At 64.7% G+C, this 23,920-nt stretch carries 26 protein-coding genes and 1 pseudogene; 19 read left to right on the top strand and 8 right to left on the bottom strand.

What is annotated here, in order from left to right:
* The first annotated feature begins 65 nt into the window (after positions 1-65).
* From ABIA90_RS34035 to ABIA90_RS34020, 4 genes are all read left to right on the top strand, one after another.
* Complete coding sequence (locus ABIA90_RS34035; protein ID WP_354120734.1) at positions 66-1,193, top strand: acyl-CoA dehydrogenase family protein; 1,128 nt, start codon at positions 66-68, stop codon at positions 1,191-1,193.
* Positions 1,194-1,312: 119 nt separating this feature from the next.
* A complete protein-coding gene (locus ABIA90_RS34030; protein WP_354120735.1) occupies positions 1,313-2,557 on the top strand; it encodes an acyl-CoA dehydrogenase in 1,245 nt (414 codons plus the stop codon).
* Positions 2,558-2,680: 123 nt separating this feature from the next.
* Entirely contained in the window at positions 2,681-3,925 is a 1,245-nt protein-coding gene (locus ABIA90_RS34025; protein WP_354120736.1) for an acyl-CoA dehydrogenase, read from the top strand.
* A gap of 136 nt (positions 3,926-4,061) precedes the next feature.
* Positions 4,062-4,763: a nitroreductase gene (locus tag ABIA90_RS34020; RefSeq protein WP_354120737.1), complete on the top strand. Its 702-nt coding sequence runs from the start codon at positions 4,062-4,064 to the stop codon at positions 4,761-4,763.
* A 97-nt stretch (positions 4,764-4,860) separates the two neighbouring features.
* Here ABIA90_RS34020 and ABIA90_RS34015 read toward each other — a convergent pair whose 3' ends face one another.
* The gene (locus tag ABIA90_RS34015) at positions 4,861-5,409 is read right to left on the bottom strand and encodes a sigma-70 family RNA polymerase sigma factor (protein ID WP_014491704.1); all 549 of its coding nucleotides are present in this window, start codon (positions 5,407-5,409) and stop codon (positions 4,861-4,863) included.
* Positions 5,409-5,639 carry a NepR family anti-sigma factor gene (locus ABIA90_RS34010; RefSeq protein ID WP_063986724.1) on the bottom strand — a complete coding sequence of 77 codons (231 nt, stop codon included), beginning with the start codon at positions 5,637-5,639 and terminating at the stop codon, positions 5,409-5,411. Before ABIA90_RS34010 ends, ABIA90_RS34015 begins: the two co-directional genes overlap by 1 nt.
* A gap of 221 nt (positions 5,640-5,860) precedes the next feature.
* Here ABIA90_RS34010 and ABIA90_RS34005 point away from each other — a divergent pair, with 221 nt between their 5' ends.
* Positions 5,861-6,667: a response regulator gene (locus ABIA90_RS34005; RefSeq protein ID WP_014491706.1), complete on the top strand. Its 807-nt coding sequence runs from the start codon at positions 5,861-5,863 to the stop codon at positions 6,665-6,667.
* 82 nt (positions 6,668-6,749) lie between these two features.
* On the opposite strand, the gene ABIA90_RS34000 is transcribed toward ABIA90_RS34005, so the two are convergent.
* Positions 6,750-7,604, bottom strand: a complete 855-nt coding sequence (locus tag ABIA90_RS34000) for an energy transducer TonB family protein (protein ID WP_354120738.1) — start codon at positions 7,602-7,604, stop codon at positions 6,750-6,752.
* Between the two features lie 180 nt (positions 7,605-7,784).
* Between ABIA90_RS34000 and ABIA90_RS33995 the strand changes: the two are divergent.
* The 5 genes and pseudogenes from ABIA90_RS33995 to ABIA90_RS33975 all read left to right on the top strand — a co-directional run bounded on the left by ABIA90_RS33995 (position 7,785) and on the right by ABIA90_RS33975 (position 11,810).
* A pseudogene (locus ABIA90_RS33995) lies at positions 7,785-8,398 on the top strand (nuclear transport factor 2 family protein).
* 264 nt (positions 8,399-8,662) lie between these two features.
* Entirely contained in the window at positions 8,663-9,088 is a 426-nt protein-coding gene (locus tag ABIA90_RS33990; protein WP_071909388.1) for a hypothetical protein, read from the top strand.
* Between the two features lie 136 nt (positions 9,089-9,224).
* On the top strand, positions 9,225-11,102 hold the full coding sequence (gene htpG / locus ABIA90_RS33985) for a molecular chaperone HtpG (protein ID WP_354120739.1): 1,878 nt from the start codon (positions 9,225-9,227) through the stop codon (positions 11,100-11,102).
* A gap of 126 nt (positions 11,103-11,228) precedes the next feature.
* Entirely contained in the window at positions 11,229-11,507 is a 279-nt protein-coding gene (locus ABIA90_RS33980; RefSeq protein ID WP_063985742.1) for a DUF3551 domain-containing protein, read from the top strand.
* Positions 11,508-11,540: 33 nt separating this feature from the next.
* Positions 11,541-11,810 (top strand): DUF3551 domain-containing protein, encoded by a 270-nt coding sequence (locus ABIA90_RS33975; protein WP_208084371.1) that lies wholly within the window; start codon positions 11,541-11,543, stop codon positions 11,808-11,810.
* 44 nt (positions 11,811-11,854) lie between these two features.
* Here ABIA90_RS33975 and ABIA90_RS33970 read toward each other — a convergent pair whose 3' ends face one another.
* Positions 11,855-12,550 (bottom strand): SGNH/GDSL hydrolase family protein, encoded by a 696-nt coding sequence (locus ABIA90_RS33970; RefSeq protein WP_208084372.1) that lies wholly within the window; start codon positions 12,548-12,550, stop codon positions 11,855-11,857.
* 284 nt (positions 12,551-12,834) lie between these two features.
* Here ABIA90_RS33970 and ABIA90_RS33965 point away from each other — a divergent pair, with 284 nt between their 5' ends.
* The 5 genes from ABIA90_RS33965 (at position 12,835) to ABIA90_RS33945 (ending at position 17,463) form a co-directional block, all read left to right on the top strand.
* Positions 12,835-14,649, top strand: a complete 1,815-nt coding sequence (locus tag ABIA90_RS33965; protein ID WP_354120740.1) for a long-chain-acyl-CoA synthetase — start codon at positions 12,835-12,837, stop codon at positions 14,647-14,649.
* 148 nt (positions 14,650-14,797) lie between these two features.
* Complete coding sequence (locus tag ABIA90_RS33960; RefSeq protein ID WP_014491754.1) at positions 14,798-15,043, top strand: acyl carrier protein; 246 nt, start codon at positions 14,798-14,800, stop codon at positions 15,041-15,043.
* Positions 15,030-16,412 carry a class I adenylate-forming enzyme family protein gene (locus ABIA90_RS33955; RefSeq protein ID WP_354120741.1) on the top strand — a complete coding sequence of 461 codons (1,383 nt, stop codon included), beginning with the start codon at positions 15,030-15,032 and terminating at the stop codon, positions 16,410-16,412. The genes ABIA90_RS33960 and ABIA90_RS33955 overlap by 14 nt, the downstream gene beginning before the upstream one ends.
* Entirely contained in the window at positions 16,405-17,127 is a 723-nt protein-coding gene (locus tag ABIA90_RS33950) for an SDR family NAD(P)-dependent oxidoreductase (RefSeq protein ID WP_354120742.1), read from the top strand. Before ABIA90_RS33955 ends, ABIA90_RS33950 begins: the two co-directional genes overlap by 8 nt.
* Positions 17,128-17,253: 126 nt before the next feature.
* Entirely contained in the window at positions 17,254-17,463 is a 210-nt protein-coding gene (locus tag ABIA90_RS33945) for a hypothetical protein (protein WP_155794867.1), read from the top strand.
* Between the two features lie 4 nt (positions 17,464-17,467).
* On the opposite strand, the gene ABIA90_RS33940 is transcribed toward ABIA90_RS33945, so the two are convergent.
* Complete coding sequence (locus ABIA90_RS33940) at positions 17,468-17,845, bottom strand: hypothetical protein (RefSeq protein WP_166349001.1); 378 nt, start codon at positions 17,843-17,845, stop codon at positions 17,468-17,470.
* Between the two features lie 222 nt (positions 17,846-18,067).
* Here ABIA90_RS33940 and ABIA90_RS33935 point away from each other — a divergent pair, with 222 nt between their 5' ends.
* Positions 18,068-19,222 (top strand): DUF3095 domain-containing protein, encoded by a 1,155-nt coding sequence (locus ABIA90_RS33935; RefSeq protein WP_354120743.1) that lies wholly within the window; start codon positions 18,068-18,070, stop codon positions 19,220-19,222.
* Here the strand turns inward: ABIA90_RS33935 and ABIA90_RS33930 are convergent.
* The 3 genes from ABIA90_RS33930 to ABIA90_RS33920 all read right to left on the bottom strand — a co-directional run bounded on the left by ABIA90_RS33930 (position 19,219) and on the right by ABIA90_RS33920 (position 21,753).
* Complete coding sequence (locus ABIA90_RS33930) at positions 19,219-19,653, bottom strand: DUF2147 domain-containing protein (RefSeq protein ID WP_028148128.1); 435 nt, start codon at positions 19,651-19,653, stop codon at positions 19,219-19,221. The two genes, ABIA90_RS33935 and ABIA90_RS33930, sit on opposite strands and share 4 nt — an antisense overlap.
* Positions 19,654-19,760: 107 nt before the next feature.
* Positions 19,761-21,143 carry an MATE family efflux transporter gene (locus ABIA90_RS33925; RefSeq protein WP_354120744.1) on the bottom strand — a complete coding sequence of 461 codons (1,383 nt, stop codon included), beginning with the start codon at positions 21,141-21,143 and terminating at the stop codon, positions 19,761-19,763.
* An 82-nt stretch (positions 21,144-21,225) separates the two neighbouring features.
* A complete protein-coding gene (locus tag ABIA90_RS33920) occupies positions 21,226-21,753 on the bottom strand; it encodes a GNAT family N-acetyltransferase (RefSeq protein ID WP_354120745.1) in 528 nt (175 codons plus the stop codon).
* A gap of 232 nt (positions 21,754-21,985) precedes the next feature.
* Here ABIA90_RS33920 and ABIA90_RS33915 point away from each other — a divergent pair, with 232 nt between their 5' ends.
* The 3 genes from ABIA90_RS33915 to ABIA90_RS33905 all read left to right on the top strand — a co-directional run bounded on the left by ABIA90_RS33915 (position 21,986) and on the right by ABIA90_RS33905 (position 23,906).
* On the top strand, positions 21,986-22,582 hold the full coding sequence (locus ABIA90_RS33915; protein ID WP_063985730.1) for a superoxide dismutase: 597 nt from the start codon (positions 21,986-21,988) through the stop codon (positions 22,580-22,582).
* Positions 22,583-22,797: 215 nt separating this feature from the next.
* Positions 22,798-23,409 carry a permease gene (locus ABIA90_RS33910; protein WP_354120746.1) on the top strand — a complete coding sequence of 204 codons (612 nt, stop codon included), beginning with the start codon at positions 22,798-22,800 and terminating at the stop codon, positions 23,407-23,409.
* Positions 23,406-23,906, top strand: coding sequence for a hypothetical protein (locus ABIA90_RS33905; RefSeq protein ID WP_008138982.1), 501 nt, complete (start codon positions 23,406-23,408; stop codon positions 23,904-23,906). The genes ABIA90_RS33910 and ABIA90_RS33905 overlap by 4 nt, the downstream gene beginning before the upstream one ends.
* Positions 23,907-23,920: the final 14 nt, after the last annotated feature.

Genomic DNA, 23,920 nt, shown 5'->3' with positions numbered 1-23,920 from the left:
GCGCTCCGCGCACCCCGGAATGACGGCGCAAATAAATGACAACGAATAAACAAGGGTAGCCCGCCATGAATTTCGATTTCTCTGACGACCAGAAGCAGCTTCGCGACCAGGCGCGCAAATTCCTCACCGAAAAATGCTCGCCGAAGGCGGTGCGCGTCGTGCTCGACGGCAAGGCACCCTACGACAAGGACCTCTGGAAAGGCCTCGCCGAGATGGGCTTTCTCGGCGTCGCGATCCCCGAGGAATTTGGCGGCGCTGGCGCGGGCCATCTCGAGCTTTGCGTGATCGCGGAGGAGATGGGGCGGGCGAATGCGCCGGTGCCGTTCTCCTCTACGGTGTATCTTGCCGCGGAAGCGCTCCTGATTGCCGGCAGCGACGTGCAGAAGAAGAAATGGCTGCCGGCGATTGCCTCGGGCGAGGCGATCGGCACGCTGGCGCTGTTCGAGGGCAAGGGCAATCCGTCGCCGAAGAACGTCAAGCTCACCGCGGCGAATGGCGTGCTCAACGGCGTGAAGAAGCCGGTCGCGGATGGTGCGATCGCCGACTTCGCTGTCGTCGCCGCACGCACCGGATCGAGCGGTCGCGACGGCGACATCTCGCTGTTCCTCGTCGACCTCAAGGCCGGTAGCGTCGAGGTGAAAAGCCTCACCAATCTCGATCCGACCCGCGGGCAGGCCGAGATCACCTTCAAAGACTGCAAGGCCGAGCCGCTGGGAGCTGCCGGCGAAGGCTGGAGCATTTTGACCCAAGTGCTCGACCGCGCCGCGGTGCTGTGCGCATTCGAGCAGGTCGGTGGCTCCGACCGCGCGCTTGAAATGGGCCGCGACTACGCGCTCGACCGCATCGCCTTTGGCCGCCAGATCGGCTCGTTCCAGGCGGTCAAGCATATGCTCGCGGACATGTATGTGTCGGCGACGCTGGCGCGCTCCAACAGCTATTACGGCGCCTGGGCGCTCTCGACCAACGCGGCCGAGCTGCCGGAAGCCGCCGCCGCCGCGCGCATCAGCGCGACGCAGGCGTTCCAGCACTGCGCCAAGAACAACATCCAGGTTCACGGCGGCATGGGCTTCACCTGGGAGTTCGACTGCCACATGTACTACCGCCGCGCCAACGCCATGGCGCTGGGGCTCGGCAGCCTGTCCTATTGGGAAGACCAGTTGATCGACCGCATGCGGAAGAAGAACGCGGCGTAACGACAGGTGATTTGTAGGATGGGTAGAGCGTAGCGAAACCCATCATGACGCGGGTGGTCTGACAGATGGGTTTCGCTTCGCTCTACCCATCCTACGACGCCGGCGAAGGATGACAGACCATGAATTTCGACGACACCCCGCAGGAAGCCGAATTCCGCGCCATCGCACGCGCCTGGATCGGCGCCAACGCGCCCAAGCAATATGAGGAGGATCTGCGCAAATCCTCGCTCGGCCGCACCCAGCTCAAGAACGCCAATATTCTCGAGGTCGCCAAGGCCTGGCAGAAGAAGAAGGCCGATGCCGGCTGGGCCTGCCTGCACTGGCCGAAGGAATATGGCGGCCGCGGCTCGTCGCCGATCGAGCGCGTGATCTGGCAGCAGGAAGAGGGGCCGTTCGGCCAGCTCTCCCGCATGTTCATCATCGGCCACGGCATGTGCGGGCCGACCATGATGGCGTTCGCGCGCGAGGAGCATAAGCGCACCTACCTCCCGCCGCTCGCTTCCGGCGAAAAGGTCTGGTGCCAGCTGTTCTCCGAGCCGGCCGGCGGCTCCGACGTCGCGGGCCTGCGCACTCGCGCAGAGAAGGACGGCGACGACTGGGTCATCAACGGCCAGAAGATCTGGACCTCGGGCGCGCATTATTCCGACTACGGTATCCTGCTGACCCGCACCGATCCGACCGTGCCCAAGCACAAGGGTCTCACCATGTTCTTCCTGGACATGAAGAGCCCGGGCGTCGAGGTGCGGCCGATCAAGCAGGCGAGCGGGGCCTCCGATTTCAACGAGGTCTATTTCACCAACGTCCGCATTCCCGACCACCAGCGCCTTGGCGAAGTCGGCGATGGCTGGAACGTCTCGCTGACCACGTTGATGAACGAGCGCAGCGCGATCGGCGCGGCCGTCTCGACCGGTTTCCCGGAGCTGTTCGAATATTGCTCCAGCCTGATGCTCGACGACGGCCCAGCGATCGAGGATCGTGCGGTGCGCTCGAAACTTGCGAACTGGGCGGCGAAGGCGAGCGGGCTGAAGTACACCAGCATGCGCGCGATCTCGGCGCTGTCGAAGGGCGAGCGCCCGGGTCCGGAAAATTCCATCGGCAAGCTGGTGGCGGGCTCGATGATCCAGGACGTCGCGACCTACGCACTGGACTTGCAGGGTGCGAGTGGCGTGATCAGCGGCGAGGATGCCGAGCTCGCCGGCCGTTTCCAGGCGATGCTCTTGCGCGCGCCGGGCACGCGCGTCGAAGGCGGCACCGACGAGATCATGCGCAACATCATCGCCGAGCGGGTGCTGGGCCTGCCCGGCGATATCCGTGTCGACAAGGACGTGCCGTTCAACAAGATCCCGACGAAGGGAAGAGGTTAGAATCGTAGGGTGGGCAAAGGTGCGTAGCGCCGTGCCCACCAATTCTGTCGAGAACGAGGGAAGGTGGTGGGCACGCTTCGCTTTGCCCACCCTACGCACCGAGCAAGAATTGAGAGGTTCGCCATGAATTTCGACGACACCCCGCAGGAAGCCGCTTTCCGCGAGACTGCGCGCAAATGGGTCGAGGCCAAGGCGCCCAAGGAATTGCATGCCGAGCTGTCAAAATCCTCGCTCGGCCGCATCCGGCTGGCCAATCACGACATCGTCGATGTCGGCAAGGCCTGGCAGAAGAAGAAGTTCGAAGGTAATTGGGCCTGCCTGCACTGGCCGAAGGAATATGGCGGCCGCGGTGCGACCCCGATCGAGCGCGTGATCTGGCAGCAGGAGGAGGGCGTCTACGGCAAGCTGACGCAGCCGTTCCAGATCGGCGAGGGCATGTGCGGTCCGACCGTGATGGCCTTCGGCAGCGAAGATGCCAAGCGCCGCTATCTGCCGAAGCTCGCCTCCGGCGAGGAGATCTGGTGCCAGCTGTTCTCCGAACCGTCCGCCGGCTCCGATGTCGCGGGCCTGCGCACGCGCGCGGAGAAGAAGGGCGACAATTGGGTCGTCAACGGCCAGAAGATCTGGACCTCGGGCGCGCATTATTCCGACTTCGGTCTGTTGATCGCGCGGACCGATCCGAACGTGCCCAAGCACAAGGGCCTCACCATGTTCTTCCTGGACATGAAGAGCCCGGGCGTCGAGGTCCGCCCGATCAAGCAGGCCAACGGCATGCAGGAGTTCAACGAGGTCTATTTCACCGATGTGGTGATATCAGACAGCCAGCGCCTCGGCGCGATCGGCGAGGGCTGGAGCGTGTCGCTGACGACGCTGATGAACGAGCGGATGTCGATCGGCTCGCGGCTTGCGACCGGCGTCCCTGAAATGTTCGAGTTCTGCTCCAATCTGATGCTCGAGGACGGGCTCGCCATCGACGATCCCGCCGTGCGCTCGAAACTCGCGAGCTGGGCGGTGAAGTCGAGCGGGCTGAAATACACCAGCTACCGCGCGATCTCGGCGCTCTCGAAAGGCGATCGGCCGGGGCCGGAGAATTCGATCGGCAAGCTCGTCTCGGGCATGATGCTCCAGGACATCGCGACCTACGCCATGGATCTCCAGGGCGCGGCCGGTGTTCTCACCGGCACCGACGAGGAGACGGTGCAGGGTCAGTTCCAGCAGATGCTGCTGTCCTCGCCCTCGATGCGCATTGCCGGCGGCACCGACGAGATCCTGCGCAACATCATCGCCGAGCGCGTGCTGGGATTGCCGGGCGACATTCGCGTCGACAAGGACGTGCCGTATAACAAGATCCCGACGAAGGGTCGGTGATCCAGCCTCTCGCTGTATCGCGTAGGGTGGGCAAAGCGAAGCGTGCCCACCATATGCAGATGCGCCGGGGTAAGTCTGTCGGTGGGCACGGCGCTATCGCGCCTTTGCCCACCCTACGAGGAGCGCGAGCTAATTCATGGATGCAAAAGTGAGTCAGACCCAAGACCGCATCGGCGTGCTCGAGGAGCTCCTCAACGAGCGTTACTCCGTCCGCGCCTTCCTGCCCAAGCAAGTCGACCGCGCGATCATCGAGCATGTGCTGGCCACCGCGCAGCGCACCGCGTCCTGGTGCAACAGCCAGCCCTGGCAGGTCATCATCGCTAGCGGCGCGGCCAAGGAGCGCTTCCGCCAGGCGATCTACAAGGAAGCGTCAGGCGGATTGGGTGACGATTACGACTTCACCCCGCCTCGCGAATATGTCGGCGTCTATCTCGAGCGCCGCCGCGAGAGCGGGTTTCAGCTCTACAACACGCTCGGCATCGCCCGCGGCGACAAGATGGCTTACGCAAAACAGGCGCTGGAGAATTACAATTTCTTCGGTGCGCCGCATGTTGCGATCATTCACACCAACGAGCCGCTCGGCATCTACGGCGCGATCGATTGCGGCGCCTATGTCTCGAATTTCATGCTGGCCGCGCAGGCGCTCGGGCTCGGCACGATTCCGCAGGCGGCACTGGCGCGCCACTCCGGCCTGATCCGCCGCCACTTTAATCTGCCCGACGATCGCCGCGTCGTCTGCGGCATCTCGTTCGGCTATGCCGACGACGCCGACAAGGTCAACAGCTACCGCACCTCGCGCGCGAGCGTCGCCGACACCGCCACGTTCGCGGACGAATGAGCCCGTCTCGCGCCTGCCATTAGGTTTTCACACACGCGTAAAGGCGGCCGCAGAAACGGCCGCCTTCACATTCGTCTCGGTCCGGTTGACGCGGCCGTTATCCGCCGCTGCCGCCGATCACGGCGCGCACGGTCTCGTCGGGCCCGAAGTCCTCGGCGCCATCGACATAAAGCAGCGCAGCGAGCTTCGAGCGCGCGCGATTGACGCGGCTCTTGATCGTGCCGACGGCACAGCCGCAGATCGAAGCTGCGTCCTCATAGGAGAAGCCGGAGGCGCCGACCAGGATCAAGGCCTCGCGCTGGTCCTGCGGAAGCTTCTCAAGCGCGCCGCGGAACTCCTCGAACTCGAGATGAGCGTTCTGCGACGGCTGCGTCTTCAGCGTCTTGGCATAGTTGCCCTCGGCATCCTCCACCTCCCGCCGCCGCTTGCGATAGTCGGAGCGGAACAGGTTGCGAAGGATCGTGAACAGCCACGCCGGCAGGTTCGAGCCGGGCTGGAACGAGTCGATGTTGGCGAGCGCACGCAGAAGCGTTTCCTGCACCAGATCGTCGGCGCGATCCGCATTGCCGCTCAGCGAGATCGCGAACGCGCGCAGACTGGGCACGGCCGCGAGGATGTCGTCACGAAGGGAGTCCGTGAGAGGCATTAATCCCTCCCATTGTTGTCGTTGGAGCCCCTGTCAGGTTCCACTTGGGGTGCGCCTCCCGGCGCATCAAGCTTCTTGATCAGTTCCGCGAACCGGTCCGGAACCCCCTGCCGCACCACGTCGTCGTACATGGCGCGCAGCTGGTGGCCGATCCGGGACTGAATCTCCGGAGTGAGGCCTCCCTTGCCGGGGGTCGTGCTTTTGCTGGCTTGAGACTTGAGATCTTTCATGACCTGTTCCACGTTTCCCCGAGTTAAGTAACTGTAAAATCGAGAAGTTCTCTCAACCGGGAGCCGTTCCCTGAATAGGCACAATTCCAGGTTCGACAAAAAGTTCCCAGATAAGCGGAACTTTTCTTGGCGTGAGGCGTAGACAGCCCAGCAGGGGAACCCGGGCCTCCCCGCTTGTTGCGTGGTTCGTCAAGGTCGGCCCGAAGAAGAATGGAGTGGGGATGTCCCGTTCGCAGCTTGTTGCTGAACACTTGCCGTTGTTGCGCCGGTACGCGCGCGCCCTGACGGGCAGCCAGGCCTCCGGTGACGCCTATGTCGCAGCCATGTTGGAAGCGATGCTCGGAGATCCGTCCGTGCTCGACGAGAGCCATGGTCCGCGCGCCGGCCTGTTCCGGCTGTTCACCCAGATATGGAATTCGGTCTCCGTCAACGACGATGCCGAGGTGACGACCTTGCCCATGCCGCCGGAGCGGCGGCTGTCGAACATCACGCCGCTGCCGCGGCAGGCGTTCCTGCTGCTCTCGCTCGAGGGATTCTCGGAAGAGGAAGTCGGCTACATCCTCGGCACCGACGTCGCCGAGACGCGGCGGCTTGCCGATGCCGCGGGACGCGAGATGGCGGCCGAGATCGCGACCGACGTGCTGATCATCGAGGACGAGACCTTCATCGCCATGGACCTCGAGAGCCTGGTGAAGAATCTCGGTCACAATGTCGTTGGTGTCGCGCGCACCCATGCCGATGCGGTGGCGCTGGCCAAGAACAAGCGGCCGGGCCTGATCCTCGCCGACATCCAGCTCGCCGACGGCTCGTCGGGCCTGGACGCGGTCAACGAACTGCTCCGCACCTTCGAGGTGCCGGTGGTGTTCATCACCGCCTATCCGGAGCGCTTCCTGACCGGCGAGCGCCCCGAGCCCGCGTTCCTGATCTCAAAGCCGTTCCAGCCCGCGATGGTGTCGGCGGTGGCGAGCCAGGCGCTGTTCTTCCAGCGCAACTCGCGCAATCGCGCGCCGAAGGCGCCGGCGGCGTAAGGAAGCTTCTATCCGACTAAGGAGACGGCGCGTCGCAAGGCGCGCCGTTTTTGCATGTGGCAGAGAGTTGCTCTGCTCTGCTTCAGCAGCCGCGGCAGATGCTGCGAAGCATGGAATTCAGCTTGGTATCGTCTGGCCCAGGGGACTTCGCATTCAGCCTGGCCTGGTCCTCGATCCAGGATTTGAGCAATTTTTCTCGTTCCGGCGACGGCCCTAGGTTTAGCCGCGTCCCGTCGAAGCTCATGAAGACGGTCACTCTCTGCAGGTCGTCCTTCGCCTCAGCGGGCGGTTTCGGGAATGGCACGGATCGCTCGACCATGGCGAGCGTTGCGGCATCTAGCGGCGCGAAGCCTGTGCTTTCTACCAGCACGTTCGAGATCAATTTGCCTGAACGATCGACCACGAACGTGACGCCGGTATCGCCCCTCTGACCGATCGCCTCCGGAGGAAATGCCCTGTGGCGCCAGACGTGTTGGGTGACCGTCTTGCGCCAGGCGGCCATGGGATCGGCCTCCGTGGAGGCGGGATCCGGCCTGCTCAGCACGACCCCTAAGGGCGGCACCTGAAATTGACGGCCGCTGAAGACAATCTGCACCGTGAAAGGGAACGAGTCCTCCTTGAGCTCCGAAGGTGGCGCCGGAAACGGTTCGGCGCGGGCGATGATCGCCAGCGCAGCATCGTCGAGCGACCGCGAGCCGGCGCTTTCAGCCAACGCCCACGAGATCAACGTGCCCGACCGGTCGATGACGAATGTGACTCTGGCCTTGCCGGTTTGCCCCCGTGCTCCAACTGGAAAGAACCTGTTGCTTGCAATATGTGCCGACAGCCCCGCCTTCCAGGCTTTGACGGTCTCGCTCTGCGGTTCAGTCTGCGCATGTGCGGGGAACGCCGCCAACCATCCGAGAAGCGCGGCCAACAAGGGGAATTTCATCTGCATCGGTGCGAATACTAATCGCGGTCAGGTTGATTGCAAGACTCGTTGCCCGTATCGCGTTCACGCGGCTGTGGGCAATTCGAAGGGCCGGGAAGCCCGCTTGACGGCGGCCAAATTGCCTCGTTCATACGTCGGGTCGATGACATCAGTCGCGACCTCGAGCCGCCAGGAGATTTTCGCATCATGGACCAGCAACTCCTCGACCGCCTCGCCATCCGCGACCTCGTCGAGAACTGGGCGGTGTGGCGCGAAGCCGGCGACTGGGAGCGTTTCGCCACGGTCTGGCATGACGAGGGCTGGATGTCCGCCACCTGGTTTCAGGGGCCGGCGCGGGATTTCATGCGGGTCAGCCAAGAGGGGTTTGCCAAGGGCGTGCGCATCCTGCATTTCCTCGGCGGCACCAGCATCGATCTCGCAGGCGAGCGCGCCATCGCGCAAACCAAGATGACGATCTCGCAGCGTGCCCTGGTGCATGACGTGCTCTGCGACGTCGTCTGCACCGGACGCTTCTACGATTTCCTGGAGAACGGCATGACCAATCAGGTATTGGCCAATGGGGCATCGTCCGCCGCCAGCCGATCTACGAGAAGGACCGGATCGATCCGGTCGACCCCGCCGCGACGCTTCAACTCGACCAAAAAGCGCTCGCCGCACTGCCCGAAGGCTACCGCCACCTCGCCTACATGCAGGAGCTGATCGGCTACAAGGTCAAGCGCGACATGCCGGGCCTGATCGGCACTGAAGTCGAGAAGCTCTATGGCGAGGGGCGGGACTGGCTCGCGGGGAAGCCGAAGTGAGGCTCAGACAAAAGTAAGGCGCGACTGGCATCACCACAGTCGCGCCCTACGTCGCCGGCTTATGGGGCAGGGGGGAATAGCCGGCTGTTGAGACGACTCTCGGGCCTGAGAGTCGTTCCAGGCGGGTGAAAATTTTTTTGTGCGGCCTTTTTATGCGCCCTGCAGTGAATTTCGCACACGGTTAAGTGATCTTAACGGCTGAGAACTGCCGGTCCTCCCATCGCGTTGTTCCCGCGATCGCCATGGGGCGAGGGATCGACAGCCATGTTGCAGATGCAAAAGGTATTTTTGGGTGTTGTCGCGATTGCCGCGACGCTTGGTGCCGTCCAGGTCGGTGCCGTCCAGCTGGCCTCTGGCCATGATCTGGCCGACCGCTGGCAGGCGGTCGCCGACAGGCCCACGCAAGATGCGGGTCACAACGTCAACCGTTCCGGCAAGGCCGACCGGTTCGCCGACGTCAAGCAGGCCCCGGTTCCCACCCGCACCGTGTCGATGCGGCTGAACGATCTGGCCGAGACGTCGGTGCTGCTGCGGGTCCGCGCGGTCATCGAGACCGGCAACGCCAAGCCGCCGGTGCTGCTCCAGAACCGGAAGCAGGGTCCCAAGAGGCCGACGATTGCCTGCGAGCCGATGGTCAGCTCCCTGACCGAGGTCGCAAAGCTGCTCCAGCCCGGCCGCTGTGTGACCTGATTCGTCTTCGCCGCCCTTGGCCGCCACGGACAAATCGCCTTCCCGCCGGGAGGGCGATAGTTCACGTCCACTTGATCCCCTATCCCCTCGCGTTATATCCCGGGTTTCTTTCCCCTTTGATTGACCGGGTAAACGCATGACGACGTCAGATACGGCCGCGCATACGCAGCCTTTCCAGGCCGAGGTTTCCGAGCTTTTGCACCTCATGGTGCACTCCGTCTATTCCGAGACCGACATCTTCCTGCGCGAGCTCGTCTCCAACGCATCGGACGCCTGCGACAAACTGCGCTATGAAGCCATCGCCAGCCCGGCGCTGCTGGGCGAGGGCGACGCGCTCAAGATCCGGATCATCCCCAACAAGACGGCCGGAACGCTCACGATCGCCGACAACGGCATCGGCATGGAGCGCCAGGAGCTGATCGACCATCTCGGCACCATTGCCCGCTCCGGCACCAAGGCGTTCGTCTCGAAGCTGAAGGAGGCCAAGGACGGCCTCGGCCTGATCGGCCAGTTCGGGGTCGGCTTCTATTCCGCCTTCATGGTCGCCGAGAAGATCGTCGTCGTCAGCCGGCGTGCCGGCGAGAGCGACGTGTGGAGCTGGACGTCCTCCGGCGGCTCCGGCTTCGAGATCGCGCACGCAAGCGATGAGGAAGTGGCGCGCGTGGCACGCGGCACCGAGATCGTCCTGCACCTGAAGGACGACGCCAAGAAGTATCTCGAGACCTACGAGATCGAGCGCGTCGTCAGTGCCTATTCCGACAACATCCTGTTCCCCATCGAGCTGGTGCCGGAAGAGGGTGAGCCGCGCCAGATCAACTCGGCGAGCGCGCTGTGGCAGCGCTCCAAGTCCGAGCTGACGGCCGAGGACTACAAGAAGGCCTATCAGCAGATCGCCTCCGCCTTCGACGATCCCGCGATGACGCTGCACTACCGCGCGGAAGGCCGCTATTCCTACGCCGTGCTGCTGTTCGCGCCGTCGACGAAGCCGTTCGACCTGTTCGAGCCGAACCGCAAGGGCCGGGTGAAGCTTTACGTCCGCCGCGTCTTCATCACCGACGATGCCGATCTGCTGCCCGGCTATCTCCGCTTCATCCGCGGCGTGGTCGACAGCGAAGATCTCCCGCTCAACATCTCGCGCGAGATGCTCCAGAACAATCCGCAGCTCGCGCAGATCCGGAAAGCCGTGGCGACCCGGGTCGTGTCCGAGCTCGAAAGCCTTGCCGACAAGGACCCGGAGAATTTTGCCAGGATCTGGGACGCCTTCGGCGCGGTGCTGAAAGAAGGCATCTACGAGGATTTCGAGCGGCGCGAAAAGCTGCTGTCCCTGTCGCGCTTCACCACCACCTCGGGCGAGAAGCGTTCGCTGAAGGACGTCATCGCCGGTTTCAAGCCGAACCAGACCGAGATCTATTATCTCGTCGGCGACAGCATCGAGCGGCTGAAGTCCAATCCGCGGCTGGAAGCTGCGACCGCGCGTGGCATCGAGGTGCTGCTGCTGTCGGATCCGGTCGACGCCTTCTGGACCTCGATGCCATCGGAGTTCGACGGCAAGCCGCTGAAATCGCTGAGCCAGGGCGATCTCAATCTCGACCTGATCCCGCGCACCGACGAGGCCGACGAGGCGAAGCAGGACGAGCCGGCCGCAGACGAGGCTGCCACCATCGCGATGATCAAGGCCGCGCTCGGCGAGCGCGTCAGCGACGTCAAGGTCTCGACGCGCCTCACCAGTTCTGCCTCCTGCCTCGTCGCCGACAGCCAGGGCCCAAGCCGCGAGCTCGAGCGCATCTTGTCGCAGCAGAACCGCGGCATGCGCACCAAGCCGATCCTCGAGATCAATCTGCGCCATCCGCTGGTAACGGCGATCACCAGGGCGCAGGCCGGCTCCAGGGCGGTCGACGATCTCAGCCTGCTCCTGCTCGAACAGGCGCAGATCCTGGACGGCGAATTGCCCGAAGATCCTGCCGCGTTTGCGGCAAGGCTCAACCGGCTGGTCCTGCAGGGGCTGGGCGGGTAGGCGCGCAGCGCACCCTGCTCACCTTGCCGTCATCCGCCGGAGGAACAGTCGCCTCCGGCGTGGTGTTATGCCATAGGAGGACGTCGGCATCAGATCCGACGCCGCCATCGATTCGAGGATGTCTCCATGCGCCTGCCTGTCCTGACCCTCACCGCGATTGCCACGCTGTTCGTGGCGGCAGATGCCGACGCCCAGACCTATGATCCGCGCTATCCGGTGTGCATGCACGTCTATACTTCGGGCGGCCGGGGCGGTGGCGGCGACTATTACGACTGCTCCTTCACCTCGATCCCGCAGTGCCGGGCCACGGCGTCGGGCCGCGCGGCGAGCTGCGATGTCAATCCCTATTACGCCTACAACGAACCGCCGCCGCCCCCGCGCAAGCGTCACAAGAAGGTGCAGTAGTTGTTCGCGATGCGGCACGCAGCAACATCCCTCATGCGTTTCTCATCCGGCCTGATCATCACCGTCGGCGCGCTGACCGCAGCTGCGCCGTCGCATGCGCAGACCTTTGATCCCAGCTATCCCGTCTGCATGCACGTCTATTCCGGAGCGAACGGCGGCGGCGGGGAGTGGTACGATTGCTCCTTCATCTCGCTGCCGCAGTGCCGCGCTACGGCGTCGGGCCGCGCCGCGACCTGCGATCTCAATCCGTATTATCCGGTCAACGTTGCGCCGCCGCGCCCACGCTACAGGCGAGGCGGCTAGCGCCGATCGCTCGTTCGGCGCCCGATCCAACGGAGCATGCAGAACTAGGTGTCGTGAGGCGTCGCCGCGAAGATCGCGTCGGTCAATTGCCAGGTCATCTTGTCCGTGGTCCAGTCGCTGGCGTGCAGCCTGGTGTCGTCGCCCGGGTCGACCAGACGGTCGAACGAGATCCTTGCGACCTCGTGCCAGGCCTTCATCAGCGCGAAGCGGCGGAAGACGTTGACCTGTTTGTCGTACGCGATCTGGCTGATCGCCTCGACCATGGCGTCTGCTTTCTGGCACTTGGCCGGTGTCAGCACCGCAGGCACATATTGAAGGTCCATCAGGATCACGTCGATCCGCTTCGCGCCGAGCAGCTGGTCGACACCTTCGCGGATGGCCTTCGTGGTGTCCGTAAACGAGGGACCGTCGGCTTGCCACACCGAATTGGTGCCGACCTGCCAGATGACGAGATCGGGATTGAGATCGAAGACGTCGTGCTCGAACCGCTTCAGCTCCAAAGGAGCGTCTTCGCCGCCGACGCCCCGGTTGATCACCTCGATTCCGACATTTGGATATTTGATCCGAAGATCCGCCAGCAGCCGCTGCGGATAGGGCGCGATGCCTCCTTCGCCCGCCGTGGTCGACGAGCCGATCGCAACCACCCTGGCCTGCCCACCCTTCACGCGGTCGGCGAAATTCGTCAGGCGCTGCTCGAACGGCGCGGCCTGGACCGGAAACTCTGACGGATCGAGAGCCACGGACGCCTCCCTTTCGTAGCCCTGACAACGCAGGGTAGAAAAGCATAGCCCGTTTACCAGGGGGCGCCTAGCGTCGGCGAGGCCGGATCGCTGCTCCTTCCTGATCCCCGACAACTCGACCAGCTTGCGCCGGCGGTCGGTCGCCGCCGTCTGCATGCCGCCGAACTCGCCCGCGTCGGATGGCCAGAGTTAATCACGTACTAACCTGGCTTTACCTTGTCTCTTAACACCTGGGCAGGGCGTGCGAGCTAAGCTTGGGGAAACAGCAGATACGTTCCGAAAGAATGGACGGCATGACCACCGGCGTCATCGAGCAACCGAAAGTCGCGCGCGCACCGTCGGCTTCAAAGATCTGGCTGAAGGCGATCGAGCTCACCGCGCGCATCGAGACGCTGCCGGGCCGGCTGTTCGCCGACGTCGTCGACGATTGGGCGCAGCGTCAGCCCGATCGCACCGCGCTGGTCGCAGATGAGACAACGATCGACTACGCAGGCCTCTCGAAGCGCATCAACCGCTATGCGCGCTGGGCGCGCTCGGTCGGCGTGGCCAAGGGGGATACCGTTGCGCTGATCATGCCGAACGGCATCGACTATGTTGCCGCGTGGCTCGGCATCAGCCGGGTTGGCGGCGTGGTCGCGCTGATCAACACCAGGCTGGTCGGCCAGTCGCTCGCGCATTGCGTCGATGTAGCCAGGCCGTCGCACATCATCGTCGCGCACGAGCTCATGGAAGCGTTGGACGGCGCGTCGCCGCACCTGAAGACAGCAGCAAAAGTCTGGACCCATGGCGATGCCCGCGGCGAGCGCGCGATCGACGTCGCACTTGCCGCGCTCGAGGACGGGCCGCTCTCGCCGGACGAGCATGGCGACGTGACGATCAACGACCGTGCCCTGCTGATCTACACCTCCGGGACCACCGGCCTGCCGAAGGCGGCGAGCATCAGCCACCGACGCATCCTCAACTGGGGCTTCTGGTTCGCCGGCCTTACCGGCGCCACCCCGCAGGACCGGCTCTATGATTGCCTGCCGCTGTTCCACTCGGTCGGCGGCATTGTCGCGCCGTGCAGCATGCTCGCCGCCGGCGGCTCCGTGGTGATCGCGGAAAAATTCTCGGCCTCGAACTTCTGGCCCGACATCGTGCGGCACGACTGCACGCTGTTCCAGTACATCGGCGAGCTCTGCCGCTACCTTCTGAAGGCGGCGCCGTCCGAATACGAGAACCGTCACCGCCTGCGGCTCGTCTGCGGCAACGGCCTGCGCGGCGACATCTGGGAGGATTTCCAGAACCGCTTCGCCATTCCGCGCATCCTCGAATTCTATGCGGCGACGGAAGGCAATTTCTCGCTGTTCAACGTCGAGGGCCAGCCGGGTGCGATCGGCCGCGTTCCGCCATTGCTCGCGCATCGCTTTCCGGCGGGGCTCGTCAAGCTCGATCCTGATAGCGGTGCACCCTTGCGCAACGAAGAGGGCTTTTGCGTTGCCTGCGCCCGGGGCGAGGCCGGCGAAGCCATCGGCCGCATCGGCGCCGCCGATGAAGGCGGTGGCCGCTTCGAGGGCTATACCGACGCCGGCGAAACCGAGAAGAAGATTTTGCGCGACGTCTTCGCCAAGGGCGATGCCTGGTTCCGCACCGGCGATCTGATGCGGCTCGATGACAAGGGCTTCTTCCATTTCGTCGACCGCATCGGCGACACCTTTCGTTGGAAGGGTGAGAACGTCGCGACATCGGAAGTCAACGACGCCGTGCGCGATTTCACCGGCGTGATCGATGCCACCACCTATGGCGTCAGCATCCCCGGCACCGATGGCCGCGCCGGCATGAGCGCCATCGTCGTAAACGAGGGGTTTGACATCGAGGGGCTGCCCGCCCATCTCGCGCAGCGCTTGCCGGCTTATGCCCGCCCCGTCTTCATCCGTATCTCCCGCGAGCTCGATGCGACCGAGACGTTCAAGCAGAAGAAGGGCGAGTTGGCCCGGGAGGGCTTTGATCCGGGGCTGATAGGCGAGCCGCTGTTCATGCTCGACCCGAAATCCGGCGCCTATGTTGCCTTGGACGCGGACGTGCACGCAGGGATCATCGATGGCGCGATCAGGCTCTAGCCGCACGAAAATCAGCCAGATAGGTCCAATTTTATCTGAATTGTCCAAGAAGCCATTTACTTCTGTCGGGTAAACAACACAGGCCTTGGGGAGGCGGTCATCAAGAGCCGCTGCAACACGAACCATCAATAACAAGAGTGAGCCAGCCATGTCGGTAAGGTCTAAGGTCATCGAAGCGATCCAGCAGATCGCCAAGGAGCAGCACGTCACGCTTCCTGCGCTCTCGGACGATCTGTCCCTGCACGAGACGGGTTTCGATTCCCTCGCCTTCGCAATTCTGGTGGCGCGCCTCGAGGACGAGACCGGCGTCGATCCCTTCACCATTTCCGAGGACGTAGCGTTCCCCGCCACCGTGGGCGATTTCGTGCGGGCCTACGAAAATGTCCCCGCGTGAGATTTTCGCGCTTCGCGACTATCTAAGCCCGGAGCTCAAGAGCCGCACGATCTCCGACGCCCATCATGCGGTGTCGCTGACGGACGTCCTCGGGCACACGGTTCTGGGCGGCCGCCTGCGTGAGCTGGCGGGCCGCTCTGTCCTGCTGAAGCTGTCGGACCAGCTCAAATCGGGCCTCGCCATGATCGAGCTCGACGGTGTCGCGCGGCGCATGCTGCTGTGCCCGCCCGATCTCAATCCGGCGCATCTCGACGCGCTGATCGCGGACGCCGAGATCGATGCTGTTGTCACCGACGAGCCCGCGCAATGGGCCACAAAGACAATCGCGCTCGTCGTCACCGCGCAACTGCCGCTTCAGGCCGCCACGCCGGCCAAGACCGAACGCGCCACGGAATGGCTGATGCTGACGTCCGGCACGTCGGGCGTACCAAAAATCGCCGGCCATACGCTGGAAGCATTGACGGGCGCCATCGTCGCCGAAGGCCCTGCGCGCGGACCCGCGCCGGTCTGGGCGACATTCTACGACATTCGCCGTTATGGTGGCCTGCAGATCTTCCTGCGCGCGGTTCTCTCCGGCGGCTCGATGGTGCTGTCCGATCCGCATGAAGCGCTCGGCGATCACGTCGCGCGCCTGAACACGCGCGGCGTCTCGCATATCTCCGGCACGCCATCGCACTGGCGCAAGCTCTTGATGAGCGGCTCGGCCGCGCAGTTCGCGCCGGGATACGTCCGTCTGTCCGGCGAGATCGCCGACCAGGCGGTGCTCGACGGCCTGAAGGCCGCGTTCCCGAACTCCTCCGTTGGTCACGCCTATGCCTCGACCGAGGCGGGCGTCGGCTTCGCCGTCAATGACGGGCTGGAGGGCTTTCCGGCCGATTATCTCGGCAACCGCAACGGCGTCGAGATGAAGGTCGTCGACGGCTCGCTGCGCATCCGCTCGACGCGCACGGCGCATGCTTACATCGGCCGCAATGCGGCCGCGCTCACCGATGACGACGGGTTCGTCGACAGCGGCGACATCGTCGAGTTGCGCGGCGACCGCTATTATTTCGTCGGCCGCCGCGGCGGCATCATCAATATCGGCGGGCTGAAGGTTCATCCCGAGGAGATCGAGGCGGTCATCAACCGCCATGCCGACGTGCGGATGTCGCGGGCGAAATCGCGCCGCAGCCCGATCACCGGCGGCATCGTCGTCGCGGACGTGATCCTTGCCGACGGCACCGATCAGGTGCGGGTGAAGGAGATCCGGGACCAGATCCTGGATCAGTGCCGCGCGCAGCTCGCGTCCCACAAGGTGCCGGCGGTGATCCGCTTCGTCGAGGCGCTCGACGTCACCCCGGCCGGAAAACTGGCGCGCACCGATGCATAATGTCCTCGTCACCGGCGGCAGCCGCGGCATCGGCCTTGCGATCGGCAGGCGGCTGGCTGATGCCGGTTATAATGTGATTGCGGCGGCACGGCGCGAGAGCGAAGAGCTCAGGGCGGCGATCGGCCCCTCCGAAGGGCGCCTGCATTTCCGCGCCTGCGATCTCGCCGTGATCGACGCGATCCCGGCGTTCGCAAAGCTTATCCGCGACGAGTTCGGCCCGATCTACGGCCTCGTCAACAATGCTGGCCTCGGCACCGAAGGCCTGCTCGCCACCATGCACAATTCCGAGATCGAGGCGCTGGTGCAGCTCAACGTGCTGTCGCCGATCATCCTCTCCAAATATGTCGCGCGCCAGATGATGGCCGACGGCGCCGGCCGCATCATCAACATGTCCTCGATCATCGCGACCACGGGCTACAACGGCCTGTCCGTCTACGGCGCGACCAAGGCCGCCGCCACCGGCTTCACCCGCTCGCTCGCACGCGAGGTCGGCAAGCTCGGCATCACCGTGAACGCGATCGCGCCCGGTTTCATCGACACCGAGCTGACCCACAATCTCTCCGACGAAGGACGCAAGCGCATCGCCGGCCGCAGCGCGCTGCGTCGCCTGCCGGAGACCGACGATGTCGCGCGCATGGTGGAATATCTGCTCGGTGAGGGCGGCCGCAACGTCACCGGCACCGTATTCACGATCGATGCCGGGAATACGGCGTAAGCGGAACTCCGCCGCCACGATTGAGTTGATCCGTCGCGATGACATCAAGCCGGATTTGGTCGTAAGATGCCCCCCAATCGATTGGCTTACGTCAATCGATCTGCCCTAATCGAGAGGGAGCAGTCGATGGCCACTTCAAACATGACCGCTTCAAATCAAGCCCGGATCGAGGAGCCTCGCGCGAAGCCGGACGATGTCCATTGCCCCCCGATGACGCATCAGAATTCCGGCGGACACGGTCATGAAATGTATCCGCAGCAATTCGTGCGCCTGGTCGGCTGCCACGACCTCTCTCTCGACGCCCTGCGCAAGCGCGAGGACGAAAAGCTGCACTAGGCGTTCACTTCGGCAGGTCAATCCGCTCGCGTGAAAATTCCGGCGGCCCTTCGGTCAGGCGGCGTATGCGGCGTTCGCGTTCGTCCGTTGGCAATGCGGGGTCGAGCAGCCGCTCGATCTCGTGCACGGCCAGCGCCTCGATCCTGGTGGCGTCGGATGCGACCGGCTGGGCCGACGAGAATGCCGGGGGCGCGACCTTCAGGCCCAGTTCGACCAGCTTGCAGATCGCAGCCGAACGCGACAAGTGATGAGCTTCAGCCCAGGCGTCGACGGCCGCGGTCAGTGCTTCCGGCATCTTCACCGCGCTGAGCGGATCGAGCCCCGTGCGCCGGCGCACCGGAGCCGTCGAGTCCTTGTTGCCGAAGTCGGGCACCTCGATCATCCCATCAATCTCTGGAGATGCCCCTACCATAGCCGCTCTTCCGGCCGGCTCTTTGACGCTGATCAATGACGGATCGCGCCATTCGCGGCGGCGCGATCTTGTTGTCCGGGTGCATTTCGGCCAATGATCGGGAATCGAAAGAGGGGCGCCGGCCGGCGAACCCGGATCGATCCTGCCTCGTATCTTCCTCGGACGCGCTTCCCAACCATCCGGCATCACCCGATGACATCAGGCGAATCCTTCTACGGCAGCATTCCCGTCTTTCGCGGCTTCACCAGCCTGATGGACCCCGCGCTCTATTCGCCATTGCCTGACGACTGGAGCATCGGCGTTGCCGACATCGTCGATTCCACCAAGGCGATTGCGGCGCAGCGCTACAAGGCGGTCAACATGGCCGGTGCCGCCGTGATCGCGGCGGTGACCAACGCGCTCGAGGGACGCGAATTCCCCTTCGTGTTCGGCGGCGACGGCGCGAGCTTTGCGGTCGCACCTTCCGATGTCGAACGCGCCCGCGAGGCGCTGGCCGCGACCGCAACCTGGGTGCGGGAAGACCTCGATCTGGAGATGCGCGTCGCGCTGGTGCCGGTGAGTGCGATCCGCGCCCAAGGGCTCGACGTGCGCGTCGCACGCTTCGGTCCGTCGGCCAATCTGTCCTATGCGATGTTTTCCGGCGGCGGTCTCGCCTGGGCCGACGCCGCCATGAAGCGCGGCGAGTTCGCGGTCGCCGAGGCGCCCGCCGGCACGCAGCCCGATCTTTCCGGCCTGTCCTGCCGCTTCGAGGTGATGCCGTCCGCGCGCGGCCTGATCCTGTCGGTGCTGGTGATGCCGGCCCGCGGCGGCGATCCGCAAGCCTTCCGCAAGGTGATCGAGGACATCATTCATCTCGTCGAGCGCAGCCCTGATGGCGGCCGCCCGGTGCCGCCGCAGGGGCCGCCGCTGAAATGGCCGCCGCAGGGGCTGGAATTCGAAGCTCGCACCAAACGCGGCGGTCCGCTGGTCGCGCGCCGCGCCCGCGTGCTGGCCTACACGCTGTTCGTCTATCTGATCATGCGTTTCGACCTCAACGTCGGCGGTTTCGTGCCAAACGTCTACAAGCGCCAGGTGGTCGAGAATTCTGACTTCCGCAAATATGACGACGGCCTGCGCATGATCCTCGACTGCACCCCGCAGCTCGAGCGCGCGTTGAGCGACCGTCTCGTGGCTGCGGCGCGCGACGGCATCGTGCGCTACGGCCTCTACCCGCAGGACGCCGCGATGATGACCTGTTTCACGCCGTCGGCGCTGCGCAGCGACCACGTCCACTTCATCGACGGCGCGCGCGGCGGCTACGCGTCGGCGGCGACGGCGTTGAAGGCGATGATGGCGGGCGCGAGCTAGCGTCCCGCGCGCGTCCAGGTCTCGCCGCCGCAGAGCGCGCCGACGCAACCTTCGACCCGCAGCGAATCCGCACCAGTCACGGAGACGTTGCTCGCATAGGTGCTGCCGTCATCGGCATTGTAGATCTGGCCCGACCATTTGTTCGGCCCTGAGGGCTCCATGCCGCTGAACAGCGGCAGCCCGATCATCGCGCGTTTGGCGAGCGCGGGATTGGGATTCTTGCTGTCGGTCGCAGGCTGGCCGGTCGCGGTGTCATAGGGCTCGCGCAGCCAGACGATATGGCCGCAGATGCCGCCGCCGCATTTGCTGATCTTGACGCGCGCATCGCCGGCCTGGGTCAGCCAGGTCCCATCGGCGCTCTGCGCGTGGGCGGCAGTCGCGCCAAACAGTGCAGTCAGGATGACGGAAAGGATGGCGAATCTGCCGAACATGGAAAGGCCCCCGAAAATGGAGGCGCCTCAATAGCAGTCCGGCAGGATAGTGCAACGCTGGATGGAATCACATTCCTGCGTTTATCTGCCCGCTTATTTGCCTGCGCTCATTTGCCCCAGCGGGCGAAGGCGATCGAGGCTGCGGTCGAAAGTCCGAACACGACCATGGCGCCGCCGACCAGTGCGAACAAGGTCCAGGTCGGCGCCTGCGCCGTCATCAGGCCGACCCCGCCGATCGCGACGATCAGGAGCCTCGCCGTGGAAGCCAGCACCGGACCGCCGACGCGTGCCGCGCCTTGCGAGGAGAAGTACAGCGACACGCCCATGCCGAAGAACGCGAAGGCCGGCCCTGCCCAGTGGAAATAGCTGTGCGCCGCCGCGGTGACGCCGGGATCCCCGGTGAAGAGCGATACCCACAACGCCGGATCAAGCGCGATGACGAGGCCGATCAGGCCGACGGTCAATCCCGAGGCCGCGGCTGCGGTCCAGGCGACACGCCGCGCGCGTTTCACATGTCCGGCGCCCATCGCCATGCCGACCATCGGCACCGAGGCGATGCCGAAGGCGAAGGTGATCGGGATCAGCAGGAATTCCAGCCGCGAGCCGATGCCGTAGCCGGCCAGCATCTCGGTGCCGAAGGTCGCGAGGATTTTTGTGAAGATCAGAATCGTGAGCACGGTCTGGAGCGGCGACAGGCAGGCGACCGCGCCGACCTTGAGGATGTCCAGGAACATCGCGCGTTCGAAATGAAAGGCGCGGACCTTCAGCGGCAGCCGGCTGCGGCCGGACAGGAGATACCAGACGAAGAAGATCGCCGCGCAGGTGAAGGCGATCAGCTGGCCGGCGGCGACACCGGGCATGCCGAATTGCTTCACGCCGAACAGGCCGAGCCCCAGCGTGCCGCCGAGCGCGATCTGGAGCGCGCTCGCCCCGATCAGAATCATCGAAGGCAGGCGCATGTCGCCGGTGCCGCGGATCACCGAGGCCAGCGTGTTGACGAGCCAGATCGCGACCGCGCCGGAGAACAGCATTTGCGAATAGCCGCTGGCTTCCTCGAGCACGCGCTCGCGTCCGCCGAGCAGCGTGAAGAAGCTGCGGCCGAAGGCGAGCATCATCACCGTGAAGAACAGTCCGCCGCAGAGGCCGATGATGGCGGCGTGCAGCGCCAGCGTCGCGGCGCGGTCGCGATCGCCTGCGCCGAGCGCGCGGCTGATCGCGGACGAAACGCCGCCGCCCATCGCGCCCGCGCTCATCATCTGCGTCAGCATCGCGAACGGAAACACCAGCGCGATCGCCGCCAGCGGAATGGTGCCGAGCCGGCCGATATAGGAGGTCTCGGCAATCGCAACCAGCGTGCTGCCGACCATCGCGATCATGTTGGGGATCGCGAGCCGCAGCAGTGTCGGCAGGATCGGCGCCGTCAGCAGGCTCGCAATGGAAGCGACCGGTGCACGTGGCGGCGCGGCGTCTGCGGAGGCGTCGATCGTCATGTTCACCGGGCGGAATATTGGATGATGACCGACATCTTATAGGGCGCAGCATCCTCGCGCCAGTCCTCCCCTCACGCAGGGCTCACCAGGGCAGGCCGCATAGGTCGATGGTGCCCAGCGTCGGCGCACGGACGATGTTGAAGACGTAGGGTGCCATGTAGTCGAAGCGGATCCGACCCTCCGGCTGCTCGCAATAGACCTCGCCCTTGAAGGGCAGCCAGCTGCGGGCTTCGTAGAACGCAAAATTGTTCGGTTCGGAGAACAGCAGCCCGAAACGGACCGCCTCGTTGGCGCGCATGGTGTGGATGGCTGCGTCGATCGCCATGGTCGCGTAGCCGCGACCGCGCCGGTCCTCGCGCGTGCAGACGCCGCCGATGCCGCCGACATGGACCTTCTGCCCGTTCCAGGTGACGGTACGGAAGTAGATGCCGACGTGGCAGACGAGGCCGTCCTCGGGCGTCTCGATCAGCACGCGAAGGTCGGCATTGGCCCATTTAACGTGGCTCCACGACGGCTTCTCCGCGGCGTCTTGGCCCCAGACCGCGCTGAGCAGCGGCTTTGCGATCGGCCACGAGGCGTCGCCGTTCAGAATGTCGATTTCGATGCTCATCGCTCTCTCTTCCGCATCTCCGCGCCGTGGTGCGTTCGTTCTGCCATAAGCGCCTCAAAGGCAATGATATTTTACGGCCTGTCGAAGCGCGCCCCACGATGCGTCGATTTTATGCAATCCGGCCAATCGGCCGCATCACGCAATTTCGCAAATTGGCGGTATTTAACGGCGGTGGAACCTTCTATAAGAGTCCCCGTTAAGCCAGTTCCCCATCAGTCGCGGACAACAACCCATGACCTTTACGCTGCCCCCACTCCCTTACGCCTATGACGCCCTCGGCCAGTTCATGTCGAAGGAGACGCTGGAATTCCACCACGACAAGCATCATCAGGCCTACGTCACCAACGGCAACAACGCGCTTAAGGGCACCGAATGGGAAGGCAAGTCCCTTGAGGAGATCGTCAAGGGCTCGTTCGGCAAGAACCCGGCCGTGTTCAACAATGCCGGCCAGCACTACAACCACATCCACTTCTGGAGCTGGATGAAGCCCAATGGCGGCGGCACCAAGCTGCCGGGCAAGCTCGAGAAGAAGATCAACGAGGACCTCGGCGGCTTCGAGAAGTTCAAGACGGACTTCCAGGCGGCCGGTGTCGGCCAGTTCGGCTCCGGCTGGGCCTGGCTCCAGGTCAAGAACGGCAAGCTCGAGATCGCCAAGACCCCGAACGGCGAGAATCCGCTGGTGCACGGCGCCACTCCGATCCTCGGCGTGGACGTCTGGGAGCACTCCTACTACATCGACTATCGCAACCGCCGTCCGGACTATCTGAAGGCTTTCGTCGAGAACCTCGTGAACTGGGAATACGTCGAGTCCCTGTTCGACAAGGCCTGAGCCATCACACTTTCCGGGTGCGGCGTCGCCGCTCCGGGATGACGAACTCGAAAAGGCGGTCGCATGCGCGGCCGCCTTTTTGCTGTGCGGAATTCAGCTGCTGCTTCGCATGGCCCTGCGCGAGGTGCGCATCGCTTCCCGTCATCGTACTGTTTGCATCGCATGGGCGGCGCCCTTAATCAGGATGGGCATCACCCTCGAGCCCACCGAGCCCGTTGTCAGAGCCTTCCCCGAACAATCCGGCGCCTGCCGAGGACGCGGAGTCCGAGCCGCGGCCGGGGCGCGTGCGCAAGCCGATCGGCTGGTCGACCATCATCATCGCGGCGCTGGTGGCGGTGAGCGCAGGCCTGGTCTGGCGGCGTGATGGCACCGACGGTGTCCTGGAGATTCTCACGCATGACCTCTCGCTGTTCGGCGGCATCCTGCCGCGCGTGCTGGCGGGCTGCCTGCTCGGGGCCTTCATCTCCGAAATCCTGCCGCACGAAAAAGTCTCGCGCTCGCTCGGGCCGAAATCCGGCCTGATGGGCCTTTTGATCGGCACCGCCTTCGGTGCGATCCTGCCGGGCGGACCCTTCACCGCCTATCCCGTGGCGAGCGCGCTGCTCGCCGTCGGCGCCGATTTCGGCGCCACCATCGCTATGGTCGTGAGCTGGACCCTGATCGGGTACGGCCGCGCGGTGGCCTGGGAAATCCCGATCATGGGCACCGACTTCACGCTGTGGCGGATCCTGATCTCGTTGCCGCTGCCGGTGCTCGCCGGCGCGCTCGGCCGCTTCGTCTATGTCCGGATCTATCCGCAGCCGGCCGCGAAGGACGACGAGACTTGAGCGCCGCGCTTCTGATCGACATCCTGTTGTGGGGCTCGGTGTTCGGCGTCGGCCTGATCGCCTTCCGCCGTGGCCCGCCGGTGTTCAAGGCCTCGCTCCGCGAAGGCTCCATGGACTTCATCAACATCGTGCCGCGCATCGCGCTCGGGGTGATCGGCTCCGGCTACATCGCCGCCATCATCCCGCAGGAGGTGATCACGGGCTGGCTCGGGCCGGACAGCGGCTGGCTCGGGGTTGCGACCGCCGTGGTCGCCGGCGCCGCCACCCCCGGCGGACCCGTGATCGGCTTCTCCATCGGCACGGTGGCGCTGAAGTCGGGCGGTGGGGTGCCGCAGGTGGTTGCCTACGTCGTCGCCTGGGCCTTATTTGCCTTCCAGCGGGTGATTTTATGGGAAATCCCGTTCATGCCGGCCCGGTTCGTCTGGTTCCGCTGCGCCGTCTCGGTGCCGTTCCCGTTCGTCGCCGCCGCCATCGCGATGGTGATCGGCAAGCCCTGAGCCGGCCGTGGACA

This window comes from Bradyrhizobium sp. LA6.8 (genome assembly GCF_040547935.1).
GTDB classification, from domain to species: Bacteria; Pseudomonadota; Alphaproteobacteria; order Rhizobiales; family Xanthobacteraceae; genus Bradyrhizobium; species Bradyrhizobium barranii.
This window is presented reverse-complemented; position numbering and strand designations above follow the sequence as displayed.

Excerpts from the sequence above, each read along its gene's own strand:
- ABIA90_RS34035 (WP_354120734.1), top strand. The coding sequence starts at position 66 with ATGAATTTCGATTTCTCTGACGACCAGAAGCAGCTTCGCGACCAGGCG.
- ABIA90_RS34030 (WP_354120735.1), top strand. The coding sequence starts at position 1,313 with ATGAATTTCGACGACACCCCGCAGGAAGCCGAATTCCGCGCCATCGCA.
- ABIA90_RS34025 (WP_354120736.1), top strand. The coding sequence starts at position 2,681 with ATGAATTTCGACGACACCCCGCAGGAAGCCGCTTTCCGCGAGACTGCG.
- ABIA90_RS34020 (WP_354120737.1), top strand. The coding sequence starts at position 4,062 with ATGGATGCAAAAGTGAGTCAGACCCAAGACCGCATCGGCGTGCTCGAG.
- ABIA90_RS34015 (WP_014491704.1), bottom strand. The coding sequence starts at position 5,409 with ATGCCTCTCACGGACTCCCTTCGTGACGACATCCTCGCGGCCGTGCCC.
- ABIA90_RS34010 (WP_063986724.1), bottom strand. The coding sequence starts at position 5,639 with ATGAAAGATCTCAAGTCTCAAGCCAGCAAAAGCACGACCCCCGGCAAG.
- ABIA90_RS34005 (WP_014491706.1), top strand. The coding sequence starts at position 5,861 with ATGTCCCGTTCGCAGCTTGTTGCTGAACACTTGCCGTTGTTGCGCCGG.
- ABIA90_RS34000 (WP_354120738.1), bottom strand. The coding sequence starts at position 7,604 with ATGCAGATGAAATTCCCCTTGTTGGCCGCGCTTCTCGGATGGTTGGCG.
- ABIA90_RS33990 (WP_071909388.1), top strand. The coding sequence starts at position 8,663 with ATGTTGCAGATGCAAAAGGTATTTTTGGGTGTTGTCGCGATTGCCGCG.
- htpG (WP_354120739.1), top strand. The coding sequence starts at position 9,225 with ATGACGACGTCAGATACGGCCGCGCATACGCAGCCTTTCCAGGCCGAG.
- ABIA90_RS33980 (WP_063985742.1), top strand. The coding sequence starts at position 11,229 with ATGCGCCTGCCTGTCCTGACCCTCACCGCGATTGCCACGCTGTTCGTG.
- ABIA90_RS33975 (WP_208084371.1), top strand. The coding sequence starts at position 11,541 with ATGCGTTTCTCATCCGGCCTGATCATCACCGTCGGCGCGCTGACCGCA.
- ABIA90_RS33965 (WP_354120740.1), top strand. The coding sequence starts at position 12,835 with ATGGACGGCATGACCACCGGCGTCATCGAGCAACCGAAAGTCGCGCGC.
- ABIA90_RS33960 (WP_014491754.1), top strand. The coding sequence starts at position 14,798 with ATGTCGGTAAGGTCTAAGGTCATCGAAGCGATCCAGCAGATCGCCAAG.
- ABIA90_RS33955 (WP_354120741.1), top strand. The coding sequence starts at position 15,030 with ATGTCCCCGCGTGAGATTTTCGCGCTTCGCGACTATCTAAGCCCGGAG.
- ABIA90_RS33950 (WP_354120742.1), top strand. The coding sequence starts at position 16,405 with ATGCATAATGTCCTCGTCACCGGCGGCAGCCGCGGCATCGGCCTTGCG.
- ABIA90_RS33945 (WP_155794867.1), top strand. The coding sequence starts at position 17,254 with ATGGCCACTTCAAACATGACCGCTTCAAATCAAGCCCGGATCGAGGAG.
- ABIA90_RS33940 (WP_166349001.1), bottom strand. The coding sequence starts at position 17,845 with ATGATCGAGGTGCCCGACTTCGGCAACAAGGACTCGACGGCTCCGGTG.
- ABIA90_RS33935 (WP_354120743.1), top strand. The coding sequence starts at position 18,068 with ATGACATCAGGCGAATCCTTCTACGGCAGCATTCCCGTCTTTCGCGGC.
- ABIA90_RS33930 (WP_028148128.1), bottom strand. The coding sequence starts at position 19,653 with ATGTTCGGCAGATTCGCCATCCTTTCCGTCATCCTGACTGCACTGTTT.
- ABIA90_RS33925 (WP_354120744.1), bottom strand. The coding sequence starts at position 21,143 with ATGACGATCGACGCCTCCGCAGACGCCGCGCCGCCACGTGCACCGGTC.
- ABIA90_RS33920 (WP_354120745.1), bottom strand. The coding sequence starts at position 21,753 with ATGAGCATCGAAATCGACATTCTGAACGGCGACGCCTCGTGGCCGATC.
- ABIA90_RS33915 (WP_063985730.1), top strand. The coding sequence starts at position 21,986 with ATGACCTTTACGCTGCCCCCACTCCCTTACGCCTATGACGCCCTCGGC.